The organism is Streptococcus sp. HMSC10E12, from assembly GCF_001807855.1.
Classification (GTDB): Bacteria; Bacillota; Bacilli; order Lactobacillales; family Streptococcaceae; genus Streptococcus; species Streptococcus salivarius.
On record NZ_KV791083.1, the window covers coordinates 342,241 to 356,703 of the forward strand.

Sequence of the window (14,463 nt, forward strand, 5' to 3'; positions counted from 1 at the left end):
ATTAAATACCTCTTTGTAAAAAATTATTATCAGTTTATTTTACCATAAATGATAGCATGGCTCAAATGTTTTATAGATTCAAGCCCAATCCTCAGGCTTTTTTCAAAGAACAAACTAGTCATCCATTCCTAAGTGAACCTCTGGAACATCATGTTGCAAATAAGAAACGCCTTTTTGTTCCATCAATTCAATCGCAAAGGGATGGGGCCTATAATTGGCCTTGTATGTAATCTTAACAATACCAGCTTGCAAGAGAGCTTTGGTGCAGTTGATACAAGGAAAATGAGTCACATAAATCTCTGTATTTTTTGTAGAAATCCCCTCTTTGGCACATTGGATAAGGGCATTCATCTCTGCGTGTACCGTACGAATACAATGACCATCTTCCATATAGTGGCCTACTTCGTTACAGTTATCAGTCTCAGAAACTCCGCCGTTATAACCTGTAGCGATAATACGCTTGTCCTTGACTAAAACAGCTCCAACAAAGGCACGGTCACACGTAGAACGCTTAGAAATCAGCTCTGCATTAGCCATAAAATAATCTTGCCAAGATAAACGGTTTGGCATAAAGTATTCCTCCAAATCTTAGAGAACAATCAATTCCTTAGGCGCAAGGGTAATCAATTCACAACCATTTTCTGTGATAATGATGTCATCTTCGATACGAACACCGTATTTATCAGCCAAATAAACACCTGGCTCGTCCGTCAAGACCATACCAGCTTCAATAGTCTCATCAGAGTTACCAAAGTAAGGAATCTCGTGAATGTCAAGACCGATACCATGTCCAATACCATGTGTAAAGTAGTCACCGTACCCCGCTTCGACAATAACATCACGCGCAACCTTATCATAGTCGCGACGTGTCATACCAGCCTTAGCTGCGTCAATCAAGGCCTGGTTAGAACGTAGAACGATATCATAAATTTCACGCTCCTCATCAGTGGTGTCTCCAATATGGATAGTACGAGTCATATCGCTAACGTAGTGGTTGTAGTAGCAACCAAAGTCCATCGTTAAGGTTTCACCAGATTGGATAACCTTTTCTGAAGCAACCCCATGAGGCATAGCAGAACGGTAACCTGAAGCAATGATAGACTCAAAGGAAACCCCTGAAGCTCCGTACTCACGCATACGGAAATCTAGGAAGTTTGCCACTTGTAGCTCTGTTGTTTGACCTGGTTTAATAAAATCAAGTACATCTGTAAAGGCACGGTCTGAGATAGAACAAGCCTTACGGATAGTTGCCAATTCTTTTTCGTCCTTGATCATACGCAACTCTTCCATGAAGTTGCTTTGTGGTGATAAAGTGTAGCCTTCAAAAATCGCTTGAAGACCTTGATAGTAAGCAAATGATACCTGATTATCAAATCCGATTGTTTCCAGTTTATCAGCCTCGATAATTTTAACAATATCCTTAAGTGGGTCCTTACTTTCGATAATATCAAAGCCATGCACGGATTGTTTGGCAATGAGGGTATAACGTGAATCGGTTAAGAAGAGGCGACGACTCTTAGTGATGAAGACAGTCGCATTTGTCCCCCAGAAATCTGTCAAATAATAAATATTGTTTTGTCCTGTCACCAACAAGGCATCAAGGCCTGATTGGGCAAGTTTGGCATCAAATCGTTCAAGTCTACGTTGCATTATGAATTACTCCTTTGGTATTTTAGGTTAATTATACCAAATTTTCAGATTTTAAAGGATTAAATTGACATTTTAGATTGTTTTTTTGAGGTCATAAAGAAAAAGCCAGATCAAACTCTGACTTTATTAGCATTACACAAAGGCTCGCTTTTCGTAGATAGTTGGCATAAAAAGGAGCAAAACCAAAGTCCAAACAAACAAAACAAAGGCTTCGCGAAGATTAAAGAACTCTTGACCACTAGTAAAGACTGCTCGCATAAAACTAAATGGCACATAAGTCATCAGCTTAGTCATGGTATCCCCTAAACTAGCCAAATAGAGTGTAAAGAAAGTCATTCCTGTTACTCCAAAATAAGCCGTTACAAAGGCCGTTAAGGTATTCTTCACAAACAAGACAAGCAAAGAGGAAATCATATAAATAAAGGCTCCATAGAGTAGAAAATCAATATAGATGTTTCTGATATAATCCCACAAAGGAAAATCGACATGTTGCACAGAATACTTATAAAAAGCTAACTCTAAAACCAAAATAGTCGCGGCGACTATAGACAACACAAGGAAACTTAAGAGTTTTCGAAGAATGACCTCACATCCAGATAAGGAAGATACCCGAATCATATTAATTGTTCGATTCTGAAATTCTCGTCCAAGACTAGATACTGCTAGATAAGCAAAGACGATATCCACGATAAAGGAATAACTGGCAATAATCGCTGATGGCCCAAGGTAAGCTCCCTTATAGCCATCACATAAGATTACAATTGCACCAATCAATGCTACCAATCCAAGACAAATAAAGACACTCCTTGTCACACATTCCTGCTTTAAAAATACCGTTCTCAATTTACTTTTCATTGAATAGCACCTCACTTAATCCTTCTTTTTCATAAGTAAAAGGAATCCCCTCCCGATCCATAACCTGCTTAACAGCTGCCAACCCTTTGACTAAGATGTCATGCTTTTGTCGTTCAAAAGGTATACCATTTAATTTGAGTAGGGTCATTAATGACTTCAAACTTAAATCCTCAGTATAAATCTTATATTTGACATTATCACTATCATCTAAGTAAATTAGCTTATGATTCTTCAACAAATAGTTTTTCGTACAAACCTGTTCAAGATTAGACAGGATATGACTTGAGATAATAAAGGTTAGACCATGGTTTTTAGCTAACTTTTTAATTAATGTGAGGAGACTGTTGATTCCATTAGGATCCAAACCATTTGTAGGCTCATCAAGAAGGATGAGTTCATCTGAAGCAATTAAGGCGATAAATAAACCCACACGTTGCTTCATTCCCAAAGACAATTTGGAAGCCTTGCGTTTAAGATAGGCTGCCACCTCCAACTCGTCCTTATAACGATCAATTAACGCGTAATCCTTACTGTACAATTTACAATAGAATTTAAGGTTAGCTTCAACAGTCATGTTAGGATATAGAGCTGGAGCTTCAATCAAGGCTCCTACAGTTTTTGTTTTTAAGTCAATAATATCCTTGGGTCCTGCCAAGATACCTGAGACTAGTTTCATCAGGGTCGTCTTCCCTGCACCATTATTACCAATCAAACCAGCAATATCCCCCTTCTCTAACGTGAACGAGATATTATCCAAAACGGTTTGCTTTCCAAAACTATAGGTTAAGCCTTTCACCGCTAGTACTGTCATGTATTTACCTTTCTTTGTTTAAATAACTAGCCCAATCGCTTATGATACACGAAGAAATGACCTTAGACCAAGTCAGATGAAATCATATTTGATAAATTCTTTTATTCTCCAACTTAGAAAATAGTCTGTTAGATAAATTTCCCTAAAAGACTTATAAGCAGATCTGTTAGATTCCTAAAAACTTGCTTAATTTGAGACATTAGGCTAGTAACAGACCCTTCAGTATGATTAATTACATCCTTATCACTATCCTTGATAGTATCTTCAGAAGGGGACTCAGGTAAGGGATTTTCCACCTTCTCTACTACTTCTGTTCCCTCTGGTGCCTCTGTTTTCTCAGTTTCTTCCTTGAAAACAGCCTGATAAATAGCTCGGGCATCTGGAGCACTGCCAAGATAGCCAGAAACCAATTGACCATTTTTGAGACGAATGACACTTGGAGTCCCTGGAATTCCTAACTTATCAAATAGTATTTTACGAGACTCACGGTCCAACTGATCTGAATCTGTATTGTAATAAAGAAGCTGACCATCAATCAGGGTATTGAAATCCTTCAAAACCGGAGAATTTTGACGACAATAGTAGCAGGTTGGCCGGCCAACATAAAGGATATGGTCCCCGCCATCTTCAGTCAACATATTTGTGACATCACTATAAGAGACTGGCTTCAGGTTTTCAAGATTCTTTTCATAAGTTTCAACCGAGATCTCTTCGGACCTTACTTCTGTCTCAACCACTCCTGTCTGTAATGATTGAGGAAGCGAATTTTCCTTTGTCTCACTAATAGATTCAACTTTCTCAGCTACCTGTTGAGAAGCTGTTTCAGAAGAAACTTCCACATTCTCTACTTCACCATTCTCAACAGAATTATTGGATAATTCGACTGTAGATTCCTTAACATCTAACTCATCCGCTGCTCCACTAAGCACCGCCAACTGGCAAGTACCTAAAACAAAACTCGCCATCAAAATAAATTGTATTTTCTTCATGTATTCTCCTTATTTGTTTACTGTGTTACATCTTACTTTTTACCAATTAACAAAAGCAATGGTACCATGACACTAATTACCATGTTCCTCTCCTTTTTCTATTTATATTAATATTTTAGCCACTAAGTCCAAGCTATGTCTTCATTATAAGAGCTTAACGAAATAAAAAATAGTGACATAGATGTCACTATCCCATAGGAATAAAGATAAAAAGAAAAGGCTAAGCAAATAAACTCAACCTAAGACTATAATAATCAGCAGAAAAATCATTTCTCCTTATCCTTACTCGCTACTCTAAGCGCAAACAAAGAAAAAGCTAGTGAAAAAGTTGACCAAACGAGACAATGGTCAATAAAGGCAACACCTTCGGTGAAACTTAGTGTAGCATTTATGATCACAATAAATAGCCAGACAATCACGATAACAATGCTTAAACTTCTAATAAGATTATTCTTCTGTTTATCCATACTCCTCTTTCCCATATCTGGTGCTCATGGTAACTTCTAATCGCCATAAGGAGGTCTTCTTTTCAACCACCATTTGTTCCAACCCAATCGTTCAGGTAAGGTTTGAGGTTTAGATACAAAACCACCCCCTGTAACATTTTCTAAGGTGTCAGCATTGAGCTCTTCACCATACGCCTTAGTTCGCATTCTTATTTCTCCTTTCTTTTCAAAAATAAATACAGCAATGACCACTTGGACTATGTAAAAATCTAATCATCCTGGAGACCTAGTGACTCTAGGTATAATGTCATTATAAGTTCTCCCATTTCAAAAAAATAGTGACATAAATGTCACTATCACTGAAAACAAAAAGACAGGCCTTTATAAGACCTGTTCTAAAACTTGTTTACTTCTACGGTGTTTCAGAATAAGATAAAAAATAACTTCAAAGAGAAGAAAACTAAAATAGAGCCCTAAAATATAAAGCAAAGTTTCCCATTTATCTGTTGCTGATTGAAAATGGCCGTGATGATCCACTGTACGAATGCTAATTAAAAGACAAATATCTAGAAATAAGGCTAGAAGAATACCATTAAATCCTATAAAAAAACGCTTTTTAACCATAGTCTGACTCCTGTATCTTTTTTCTTAACCATAGAATAGCAAACTCAACTTAAACCAGCCTAAAGCAAAAAAAGACTCAGAGAGCCCTTTTTCCTTTATGTCAATTTTTCTTTCAAATATTGTCCTGTGTAGCTTTCTGGAACAGCTGCTACTTCCTCTGGAGTCCCTGTAGCTACGATGGTACCTCCGCCGACACCGCCTTCAGGACCCAAATCAATGATGTGGTCTGCGGTCTTGATAACATCTAGATTGTGCTCAATCACGAGAACAGTGTTGCCATCATCCGCAAAACGCTGAAGCACCTTCAAGAGACGAGCAATGTCATCTGTATGGAGACCAGTTGTAGGTTCATCGAGAATGTAGAAGGACTTCCCAGTGGAGCGTTTGTGCAACTCACTAGCCAGTTTCATACGTTGAGCCTCACCACCTGATAGGGTTGTTGCTGGTTGTCCCAAAGTCACATACCCGAGCCCCACGTCCTTGATAGTCTGAACCTTACGAGCAATCTTAGGAATAGCCGCAAAAAAGTCAACTGCGTCATCAACTGTCATATCCAAAATTTCAGCAATATTCTTGCCCTTATAGCGAACCTCTAAAGTCTCAGAATTATAGCGTGTGCCATGACAAACCTCACAAGGGACATAAACATCAGGCAAGAAATGCATCTCAATCTTGATAATACCGTCACCAGAGCAGGCTTCACAACGGCCACCCTTGACATTGAAAGAGAAACGCCCCTTCTTGTAACCTCGAATCCTGGCCTCATTAGTTTGGGCAAACAGATCACGAATATCGTCAAAGACACCTGTGTAAGTCGCTGGATTAGAACGGGGTGTACGACCAATTGGACTTTGGTCAATATCAATCAAACGCTCGATATGCTCGATTCCTGTCACTGATTTGTGTTTACCAGGTTTCTCACTATTTCGATTAAGCTCTTGGGCAATCTTTTTCTTGAGAATTCCGTTAACCAAAGTCGATTTTCCCGAACCAGAAACACCAGTGACTGCAATCAACTTTCCAAGTGGAAACTTGACAGATACATTCTTAAGGTTATTTTCACTAGCACCTTTAACCTCGATAAAACGACCATTACCTACACGACGTTCCAGAGAAACAGGAATTGATTTTGCACCTGACAGATATTGCCCGGTGATTGAATTCTTGATCTTGGCAACTTCCTCTGGGGTTCCTGAGGCCATGATTTGACCACCAAAAGCACCAGCACCAGGTCCCACATCGATAAGCCAGTCAGCCTCACGCATGGTATCTTCATCATGCTCCACCACAATTAAGGTGTTGCCCAGGTCACGCATCTTTTTAAGACTTGATATCAAGCGATCATTGTCACGCTGATGAAGCCCTATAGAGGGCTCATCCAAAACATATAAGACTCCAGAAAGGTTAGAGCCAATCTGTGTCGCCAAACGGATACGCTGACTCTCACCACCTGAAAGGGTTCCAGCCATACGAGAGAGGGTCAAATAATTAAGACCTACATTATTTAGGAAAGTCAAGCGATCCTTGATTTCCTTGATAATTGGACGGGCAATCATTCCTTCATTTTCACCTAATTCCAGACTATCAATTTCCTGAAGATGATCTGAAATAGACAAATCAGAGATTTGACCAATATTTAGGCCATTCTCACCACCAACACGAACCGAGAGAGCTGCTTCGTTAAGACGATAGCCATGACAAGTTGGACATGACAACTCATTCATATAACCTCGCATGACATTACGAGTGAAATCACTATTGGTCTCGTGGTAGCGACGATTAATATTAGTCACAACCCCTTCAAAAGGAATGTCAATATCACGCACCCCACCAAAATCATTAACATAATGGAAGTGAAATTCGCGGTCCCCAGATCCATAGAGGATCAAATCCTGTTCTTCTTTTTTCAGATTTTCAAATGGTGTATCCATATCCACGCCGAACTGCTCCATGGCCTGCTCAAGCATAGCTGGATAATAGTTGGATGATATAGGATTCCAAGGCGCCAGAGCGCCTTCACGCAAGGTTTTACTAGCATCAGGGATAACCAAATCCATATCAACTTCCAGTTTATTACCCAAACCGTCACAGGTCGGACAAGAGCCAAACGGTGCATTGAATGAAAAGAGACGCGGCTCCAACTCTGGTACTGTGAAGCCACAAACTGGACAAGAATAATGCTCTGAGTAAAGCAACTCATTATCATCCATAGTATCCACAATCAAGTAGCCATCTGCTAAACGAAGGGCCGCCTCCACCGAATCAAAGAGACGACTACGGATACCCTCCTTATTCACCAAGCGGTCCACAACCACTTCGATATTATGCATCTTAGACTTGGACAACTCTGGCACTTCTGTGACATCGAAAATCTCACCATCTACACGAACACGAACATAACCGTCTTTCTGTACACGCTCAAAAACGGCCTTGTGTTGCCCTTTCCTACGACGAACAATCGGTGCTAAAATCTGCATACGCGTACGCTCAGGAAGAGCTAGGACCTCGTCCACAATCTGTTCCACAGAGGACGACTGAATGGCTCCATGACCATTGGGACAATAGGGGACACCCACACGTGCATAAAGGAGACGGAGATAGTCATTAATCTCCGTTGCCGTTCCGACCGTCGAACGAGGGTTTTTACTTGTTGTTTTCTGGTCAATGGAGATGGCAGGACTCAAACCATCAATCGAGTCCACATCAGGTTTCTCCATATTTCCCAAAAATTGGCGGGCATAGGCTGAGAGACTTTCAACATAGCGTCGCTGACCCTCTGCATAAATGGTATCAAAAGCCAAGGATGACTTCCCAGAACCTGACAAACCCGTAACCACTACCAGTTTATCACGTGGAATCTCCACATCGATATTTTTTAAATTGTGAGCTCTTGCTCCATGAATCACTAACTTATCTTGCATATTTTAAGAGGCCCTAACCCAGAAGCTACGGCCACTCCTTTCTACAGACGGAGGGAAAATCCATCCCGACTTTCTCTCATATTATAACAAAATTTCAATTTATCCAGCCCAAAAATGTTTCAAATGTAGTATAATATTGGAGTGTCTAAAAAAGGCAAGGAACATCGTCCCAAGCCTCATTTGACATCACTAAAAAAAGCTAAGAGCAGTGTTTATTTTACTTAAAAGCGATTGTAAAAATCCTTTTGTAATCAAGGCGCTAGCGCTTACCTAATGACAAAGGAGGGGTTCCCATTGAAACAAATGTTCTTATCCACCGGAAAAGAATTCAAAGAAATTGAAACATTCGAGCCTGGTGCTTGGATTCATTTGGTGAACCCTTCCCAAGAAGAAGCCATGAAGGTCGCAGAACGTTTTAACATTGATATTCAAGACCTCCGTGCCCCTCTGGACGTGGAAGAAACATCACGTATCGATGTCGAAGATGACTACACCCTGATTCTGGTCGACGTCCCAACCCAAGAAGAGCGTAATAACAAAAGCTACTACGTCACTATTCCATTGGGTATCATCGTTACCGATGAGGTGGTTGTTACAACCTGTCTCGAGGACATCAGCCTCATGGACAACTTCCTCAACCACCGTGTACGTAACTTCTACACCTTTATGAAGACCCGTTTTGTCTTTCAGATTCTCTATCGCAATGCTCAACTCTTCCTAACCGCCCTACGTTCTATCGACCGTCAGAGCGATAAATTGGAAGCTCAGTTGGAAAATGCGACTAAAAACGAGCACTTGATTGACATGATGGAATTGGAAAAATCCATTGTCTATCTAAAAGCCTCACTTAAGATGAATGAGCGAATTGTCAAAAAGCTAACAGGTAACGCCTCTAGCTTGAAGAAATATATCGAGGACGAGGATCTCTTGGAAGATACACTGGTCGAAACCCAACAGGCCATTGAGATGGCAGGCATCTATGAAAATGTCTTGAATGCCATGGCTGAAACCGCTGCTTCTATCATCGGCAATAACCAGAACACTATCATGAAGACACTCGCTCTCATGACTATGGCTCTGGACATCCCAACCGTTATCTTCTCCGCCTACGGCATGAACTTTAAAAATAATTCTATGCCTCTAAACGATTTAGATAATGCTTTTTGGGTTATCTTTTTCATCGCAGCCTTCGGGTCATCCTGCGTTGTTATCTACTTTATCAGGAAAAAATGGTTCTAACATAGAGCCTCTTCTTTTCCCTAAACTACAAAACTAAAAAATAATACTATTTATCGAAAGGTCATCTCATGGACATCCAAAAACTCACCAAGAAAAACCAAGAATTTATCCACATCGCAACCAACCAACTCATCAAAGATGGTAAGTCAGACCAAGAAATCAAAGATATCCTTGGCGATATTATTCCTGAACTTATCGAAAACCAGAAAAAAGGAATCACAGGACGTGGACTCCTTGGTGCTCCAACTGTTTGGGCAGCTAGTTTCTCTCCTGAAAAACACCAAAAACCTGAAACTGGTAAGCCTAGCAAAGAAGTGCCTGAAACAGATAAAACACCTTGGAAGATGTGGCTTGATACCTCACTCTTCCTTCTAGCCATCGTTGCTATCATGAACGCAATCTTTGGTTTCTCAGGTACACAAACCAGCTACGGCCTCACAACCCTGCTTTCAGTGTCATTCATTGGCGGTCTTGCTATGTATACCCCTTACCACTACATCTACCGTCACAATAACAAACCAAAGGAAGAACGTCCAAAATGGTGGTTCAGCATGACCATCATCACTCTCTCTTTTATTGCATGGTTTGCCCTCTTTAGTCTTACAGCCCTTCTTCCAAGCTACCTCAACCCTGGTCTTTCACCAATTGTGATCCTTATCATTGGTGTCATCGCTGGTGTTGCCAAATACTTCTTCAAACGTCACTACAACGTTCAAAGTACTTACGCACCTGCATCTTAATCAATCTCAACCTCAAGCACCCTTATGGGTGCTTTTTTACGTCAGAAATCTTGACACAGTTGGCTATTCTATACTAAAATGTTAAAGTTAATAGACAAAAGAAAGAATTCCAATAGATGCGTATCAAATTCCCTCTACTAATCATTGCTTGCTGCCTATTACTTATGGCATGCAGCCACAAGAATACTCAGAAAAACTATCAAGCTTACTATAGTTTCAACAACGTGACGACTCCCACTCAGGAAAAACAGCTAGCCAAAGCCTTAAAAAGCAAAGGCATACCGACCAAAGACTGGGACAATCTAGCCCCTTATATTACTCGTTACAATCAGGAAAATACAAACCTTCAGCCAGTTGTCAAAAAATGGACCAAAAGTAAAATCGGCAAGGACCAAAACCAATTCGTCACCTTCCTTAATGAAAAAACTTTTGAAGATAACAAATCACACTTTACTGATGACTTAAACTGCCGACGAACATCATTCCTGCTCCTTCATAACCTTATTACAAGCTCAGAGGACCTTATCAAATTAGACCTCCCCCTTCAAAACGAATTTATAGATCTTAAGTCACACCACAAAGAGTTAACTGCCAAGGATCAAGCTCTCTACAGTCTCCTTTTTGGTGATAATATCAGCTATCAGACTACAGACGATCTCCTTAAAGCTTGGAAAAAAGCTGGACTCAAGTTTCCAGAGAAGGTTAAACTCCTATCGGTCTTTCAAAATAGCCCTGGTGATGTCAGCAATTTCCACACGGCTATAGCTTATGAAAAAGACGGCAGTATCTATGTCTTTGAAAAACAGGACCCTACACTTCCTTACAGGTGGAGTCGCTTCAACAATTGGGCAGACATCAAAACACACTGGTTATCCAACCGCTTCAAGGTCTTCAAAGACAATATCGATATCCTCGTTAACGACCAAAAATTTGATGATTTCTTAGAAAACACACTCTATATACCACAAAACAACCAGCTAGCTCCTCAAGATAAATGAGAAGACCAGTTGGTTTTTCTTTTTCTCTAAAGTATAAAATAAAACTCAGCACACAAGCCTAAAAATAACAAAAAACTACAAAATCAAGGCAGAAAAAAATACCCTCAGTCGAGGGCATTATTTTTAGTCTTCGTTTACGTAAGGCATAAGTGCCATAACGCGAGCGCGTTTAATCGCTGTTGTTACTTTACGTTGGTTTTTAGCTGAAGTTCCTGTTACACGACGTGGAAGAATTTTACCACGTTCTGAAACGAAACGGCTAAGAAGCTCAGTATCTTTGTAATCAACATATTCGATTTTGTTAGCTGCGATGTAATCAACTTTTTTACGGCGTTTGAATCCGCCACGACGTTGTTGAGCCATGTTTATTTCTCCTTTATATATTTAATTCGTTTTGTCCATTCTTAGAATGGGAGATCGTCATCTGAAATATCCATTGGATTTGAATTACCAAATGGACTCTCATCACGACCGAAGTTTGGTGTAGATTGTGCAGGTTGTGATCCACCAAATGAACCACCAGTTGAAGCTCCACCACCGAATGAATTTGAATTATCAAATCCTCCAGCGTTGTAAGAACCACCACTGTGACCTTCACGTGCCGCACGGCTTTCCAACATTTGGAAATTATCAGCGACAACTTCAGTTACGTAAACACGTTGACCTTGTTGATTTTCATAGTTACGAGTCTGAATACGACCTGTAATTCCAATCAATGCGCCTTTCTTAGCCCAGTTAGCCAAATTTTCAGCTTGCTGGCGCCAGATAACACAGTTAATAAAGTCTGTTTCACGTTCACCATTAGCACCCTTGAAGTTACGGTTAACCGCAAGGCTAAATGTTGCAACAGCAACGTTGCTTGGTGTATAACGAAGTTCCGCATCACGGGTCATGCGACCAACGAGTACGACATTATTAATCATAATTTACCTTCTTACGCGTCAAGTTTAACGATCATGTGACGAAGAATGTCACCGTTGATTTTTGAAAGACGGTCGAACTCGTTAAGAGCTGCATCGTCGTTTGCTTCAACGTTAACAACGTGGTAAAGTCCTTCACGGAAATCTTGGATTTCGTATGCAAGACGACGTTTTTCCCAATCTTTTGATTCAACAACAGTTGCACCGTTGTCAGTCAAGATAGAATCGAAACGTGCTACCAAAGCGTTTTTAGCTTCTTCTTCAATGTTTGGACGAATGATATAAAGAATTTCGTATTTAGCCATTGATATTTTCCTCCTCTTTTGGTCTAATGACTCATGGTCTTTCGCCACGAGTAAGTGAGGTGCACTCACAAGATATAATTCTACCAAAGTTTGAAGGATAATGCAAGGGAAAAGTGAATAGATAGAAATTTGAATCGCTAAGAAAAAAATTAAGCCTTATGAGTCGTCTTTTCTCCGGCCAAACTTCATGCTAAAATAAGAGAATGCTTTATCATAAAAAGAAATTAGGAGAAAAACTAGGGCTTCCAACCTTTAACCACTACTATAATATTCCTATTACTTCACTAGAATATGATTTAAAAAACTTAGGTCCGAGTGACGTCTACATTATCACTTTCAAACAGGACAATAACCTCTTTGTTGTTGACATAACACATCAGCTTGGTCATACCAGTCATTTTGATACCGTCTCCCTCTTTGAACTAGACAAGCTCTTATCTGGTATCGCTGCTGTTCCTTTAGCCGCTGTCCAAAGCATACAAATCTTGTCCTTTCCAGACAAGTTACACTCTCTGAACCCTAGTCAACGTCTAAAAAATCTCGTTGCTCTTTACTACAAGGATGCAGAAATCATACGTTACCTCAAGACGACTAAAAATACCGGTGATCAGGTGACAAGATATCAATTAGAGGCTGAACGACTAGAAAGACAAGGTGAGAGTTTTGACTTCTTCAAGTACGTCAGTCGTGGCAAAATACGAGAAGAAGACGGTCTAGCGGAAGTGTCTAGCAAGGACTACGACTTCATTCCTGATTTTCACCCCTTCTTAACCTCACCAAGAAGCCAGCAGGTTTTAAGCGTACCAGTAACCTACTTTGATGACAAAACGAAACAGACCGCCAAAATAGACATCATGGGGTGGTATATCAAGGACCAGCAACTTAAGATTCGTTGGAAACCCAAGTACATGCGCAAACGTCGATGGCGCTCATCACGTATCTCAGTTGATATCGTGACCGACAACTACTTCTTCCAAGGACAAATCTATAGAGACAGTAGTGCCCCCATATTTCTGAACAACCTAAACTTCGATAGTAAAATTCCTAAGAGTTTCCTACCGCATCTTAAAAATCAATACCAAATCTTTACGACTCTAGTAAAAGAACAAAAAAGGCTTGCTCTCCTACGGAAGGTTCGGTTGAACAAAAAGGACTAAGAGTCTCTCACTAAAATCCACTAATATTCAACATATCAAAAAGCTCATTCTTACACGCTAGAATGAGCTTTTAAGATTCTTCAATTGTCATTAGAACATCCTTTTGGAATTTCGTAAAAAATATTTTCATAAGGAGGAGTCATTGTGTGTCACCATTTTTATACCTAGCAATCATAGATTACCTCCATCAACTTACAAACAACTTTCAAGCATTGTAAATTTTCTATTACATCGGTATCACTCCCTAAGCTATTTTATGCAATAACTTGAAGTGTCTCCATTTTTATAACGTCCTAAATTCATCATCATAGTAATCGCCTCCGATTCTTATGATTTGAGACCTATCTCCCCATTGACCACTCAATGAGGTTTACTTGTCGCCGTTCTTATAACGACTTACATCAAACATCAACATAAGCGTCACCTCGGTACTTTGTTACAAGATTTAAGCATTTAACTTTTGTCGATAGATTACTCATTTGGCATTGGTATCACTCCTTAAGCTATTTTACGCAGCAACTTAAGTGTCTCCATTTTTATACCTACTAACATTTCTCATGAGCTTTACCTCACTTTTTGACGTTAATCTTGAGTTTAGCTTTCGATTTCTGGTGGTATCACTCCCTTGTAGCTATTTTATGCAACATTATTAATCGCCGTTTTTATACCTACTCATATTTTTCATGAACTCACCTCGTTCATCTTAAGAATATAGGATTTACGTTTCGTATGGCATGGGTATCACTCCTTAGGCTATTTTACGCAACAACCTATGTGTCTCCATTTTTATACCTACTAACATTTCTCA

At 39.8% G+C, this 14,463-nt stretch carries 16 protein-coding genes; 4 read left to right on the plus strand and 12 right to left on the minus strand.

Annotated elements, in window-relative coordinates; genetic code table 11:
* Positions 1-114: 114 nt before the first annotated feature.
* The 9 genes from HMPREF3112_RS02975 to uvrA form a co-directional block, all read right to left on the minus strand.
* Positions 115-570 (minus strand): deoxycytidylate deaminase, encoded by a 456-nt coding sequence (locus tag HMPREF3112_RS02975; RefSeq protein ID WP_002884736.1) that lies wholly within the window; start codon positions 568-570, stop codon positions 115-117.
* Positions 571-588: 18 nt separating this feature from the next.
* A complete protein-coding gene (locus HMPREF3112_RS02980) occupies positions 589-1,650 on the minus strand; it encodes a M24 family metallopeptidase (protein ID WP_070437964.1) in 1,062 nt (353 codons plus the stop codon).
* 132 nt (positions 1,651-1,782) lie between these two features.
* Complete coding sequence (locus HMPREF3112_RS02985) at positions 1,783-2,505, minus strand: hypothetical protein (RefSeq protein WP_247924742.1); 723 nt, start codon at positions 2,503-2,505, stop codon at positions 1,783-1,785.
* Positions 2,495-3,316 carry an ABC transporter ATP-binding protein gene (locus HMPREF3112_RS11395; RefSeq protein ID WP_037599087.1) on the minus strand — a complete coding sequence of 274 codons (822 nt, stop codon included), beginning with the start codon at positions 3,314-3,316 and terminating at the stop codon, positions 2,495-2,497. The genes HMPREF3112_RS02985 and HMPREF3112_RS11395 overlap by 11 nt, the downstream gene beginning before the upstream one ends.
* A 128-nt stretch (positions 3,317-3,444) precedes the next feature.
* Complete coding sequence (locus tag HMPREF3112_RS02995; RefSeq protein ID WP_070437967.1) at positions 3,445-4,305, minus strand: thioredoxin family protein; 861 nt, start codon at positions 4,303-4,305, stop codon at positions 3,445-3,447.
* Positions 4,306-4,571: 266 nt separating this feature from the next.
* Entirely contained in the window at positions 4,572-4,772 is a 201-nt protein-coding gene (locus HMPREF3112_RS03000; RefSeq protein WP_037602602.1) for a hypothetical protein, read from the minus strand.
* 36 nt (positions 4,773-4,808) lie between these two features.
* The gene (locus tag HMPREF3112_RS11400) at positions 4,809-4,958 is read right to left on the minus strand and encodes a hypothetical protein (RefSeq protein ID WP_171968040.1); all 150 of its coding nucleotides are present in this window, start codon (positions 4,956-4,958) and stop codon (positions 4,809-4,811) included.
* Positions 4,959-5,132: 174 nt separating this feature from the next.
* Complete coding sequence (locus tag HMPREF3112_RS03005; protein WP_002891836.1) at positions 5,133-5,375, minus strand: DUF3923 family protein; 243 nt, start codon at positions 5,373-5,375, stop codon at positions 5,133-5,135.
* Between the two features lie 95 nt (positions 5,376-5,470).
* A complete protein-coding gene (gene uvrA / locus HMPREF3112_RS03010; protein WP_070437970.1) occupies positions 5,471-8,296 on the minus strand; it encodes an excinuclease ABC subunit UvrA in 2,826 nt (941 codons plus the stop codon).
* 294 nt (positions 8,297-8,590) lie between these two features.
* On the opposite strand from uvrA, the gene HMPREF3112_RS03015 reads away from it, so the two are divergent.
* The 3 genes from HMPREF3112_RS03015 (at position 8,591) to HMPREF3112_RS03025 (ending at position 11,273) form a co-directional block, all read left to right on the plus strand.
* Positions 8,591-9,535 (plus strand): magnesium transporter CorA family protein, encoded by a 945-nt coding sequence (locus HMPREF3112_RS03015; RefSeq protein WP_004183470.1) that lies wholly within the window; start codon positions 8,591-8,593, stop codon positions 9,533-9,535.
* Positions 9,536-9,603: 68 nt separating this feature from the next.
* The gene (locus tag HMPREF3112_RS03020) at positions 9,604-10,275 is read left to right on the plus strand and encodes a DUF1129 domain-containing protein (RefSeq protein ID WP_002891841.1); all 672 of its coding nucleotides are present in this window, start codon (positions 9,604-9,606) and stop codon (positions 10,273-10,275) included.
* 116 nt (positions 10,276-10,391) lie between these two features.
* The gene (locus HMPREF3112_RS03025) at positions 10,392-11,273 is read left to right on the plus strand and encodes a DUF4300 family protein (RefSeq protein WP_002891843.1); all 882 of its coding nucleotides are present in this window, start codon (positions 10,392-10,394) and stop codon (positions 11,271-11,273) included.
* Between the two features lie 123 nt (positions 11,274-11,396).
* On the opposite strand, the gene rpsR is transcribed toward HMPREF3112_RS03025, so the two are convergent.
* From rpsR to rpsF, 3 genes are read right to left on the minus strand one after another with little or no spacing between them, the layout of a single operon-like run.
* Positions 11,397-11,636: a 30S ribosomal protein S18 gene (rpsR, locus tag HMPREF3112_RS03030; protein WP_000068665.1), complete on the minus strand. Its 240-nt coding sequence runs from the start codon at positions 11,634-11,636 to the stop codon at positions 11,397-11,399.
* Positions 11,637-11,677: 41 nt separating this feature from the next.
* Positions 11,678-12,196, minus strand: coding sequence for a single-stranded DNA-binding protein (locus tag HMPREF3112_RS03035; RefSeq protein WP_002891844.1), 519 nt, complete (start codon positions 12,194-12,196; stop codon positions 11,678-11,680).
* An 11-nt stretch (positions 12,197-12,207) separates the two neighbouring features.
* The gene (rpsF, locus tag HMPREF3112_RS03040; protein WP_003093185.1) at positions 12,208-12,498 is read right to left on the minus strand and encodes a 30S ribosomal protein S6; all 291 of its coding nucleotides are present in this window, start codon (positions 12,496-12,498) and stop codon (positions 12,208-12,210) included.
* A 203-nt stretch (positions 12,499-12,701) separates the two neighbouring features.
* On the opposite strand from rpsF, the gene HMPREF3112_RS03045 reads away from it, so the two are divergent.
* On the plus strand, positions 12,702-13,655 hold the full coding sequence (locus HMPREF3112_RS03045) for a hypothetical protein (RefSeq protein WP_070437972.1): 954 nt from the start codon (positions 12,702-12,704) through the stop codon (positions 13,653-13,655).
* Positions 13,656-14,463: the final 808 nt, after the last annotated feature.

Coding starts and splice junctions, on each gene's coding strand:
- HMPREF3112_RS02975 (WP_002884736.1), bottom strand. CDS start 570: ATGCCAAACCGTTTATCTTGGCAAGATTATTTTATGGCTAATGCAGAG.
- HMPREF3112_RS02980 (WP_070437964.1), bottom strand. CDS start 1,650: ATGCAACGTAGACTTGAACGATTTGATGCCAAACTTGCCCAATCAGGC.
- HMPREF3112_RS02985 (WP_247924742.1), bottom strand. CDS start 2,505: ATGAAAAGTAAATTGAGAACGGTATTTTTAAAGCAGGAATGTGTGACA.
- HMPREF3112_RS11395 (WP_037599087.1), bottom strand. CDS start 3,316: ATGACAGTACTAGCGGTGAAAGGCTTAACCTATAGTTTTGGAAAGCAA.
- HMPREF3112_RS02995 (WP_070437967.1), bottom strand. CDS start 4,305: ATGAAGAAAATACAATTTATTTTGATGGCGAGTTTTGTTTTAGGTACT.
- HMPREF3112_RS03000 (WP_037602602.1), bottom strand. CDS start 4,772: ATGGATAAACAGAAGAATAATCTTATTAGAAGTTTAAGCATTGTTATC.
- HMPREF3112_RS11400 (WP_171968040.1), bottom strand. CDS start 4,958: ATGCGAACTAAGGCGTATGGTGAAGAGCTCAATGCTGACACCTTAGAA.
- HMPREF3112_RS03005 (WP_002891836.1), bottom strand. CDS start 5,375: ATGGTTAAAAAGCGTTTTTTTATAGGATTTAATGGTATTCTTCTAGCC.
- uvrA (WP_070437970.1), bottom strand. CDS start 8,296: ATGCAAGATAAGTTAGTGATTCATGGAGCAAGAGCTCACAATTTAAAA.
- HMPREF3112_RS03020 (WP_002891841.1), top strand. CDS start 9,604: ATGGACATCCAAAAACTCACCAAGAAAAACCAAGAATTTATCCACATC.
- HMPREF3112_RS03025 (WP_002891843.1), top strand. CDS start 10,392: ATGCGTATCAAATTCCCTCTACTAATCATTGCTTGCTGCCTATTACTT.
- rpsR (WP_000068665.1), bottom strand. CDS start 11,636: ATGGCTCAACAACGTCGTGGCGGATTCAAACGCCGTAAAAAAGTTGAT.
- HMPREF3112_RS03035 (WP_002891844.1), bottom strand. CDS start 12,196: ATGATTAATAATGTCGTACTCGTTGGTCGCATGACCCGTGATGCGGAA.
- rpsF (WP_003093185.1), bottom strand. CDS start 12,498: ATGGCTAAATACGAAATTCTTTATATCATTCGTCCAAACATTGAAGAA.
- HMPREF3112_RS03045 (WP_070437972.1), top strand. CDS start 12,702: ATGCTTTATCATAAAAAGAAATTAGGAGAAAAACTAGGGCTTCCAACC.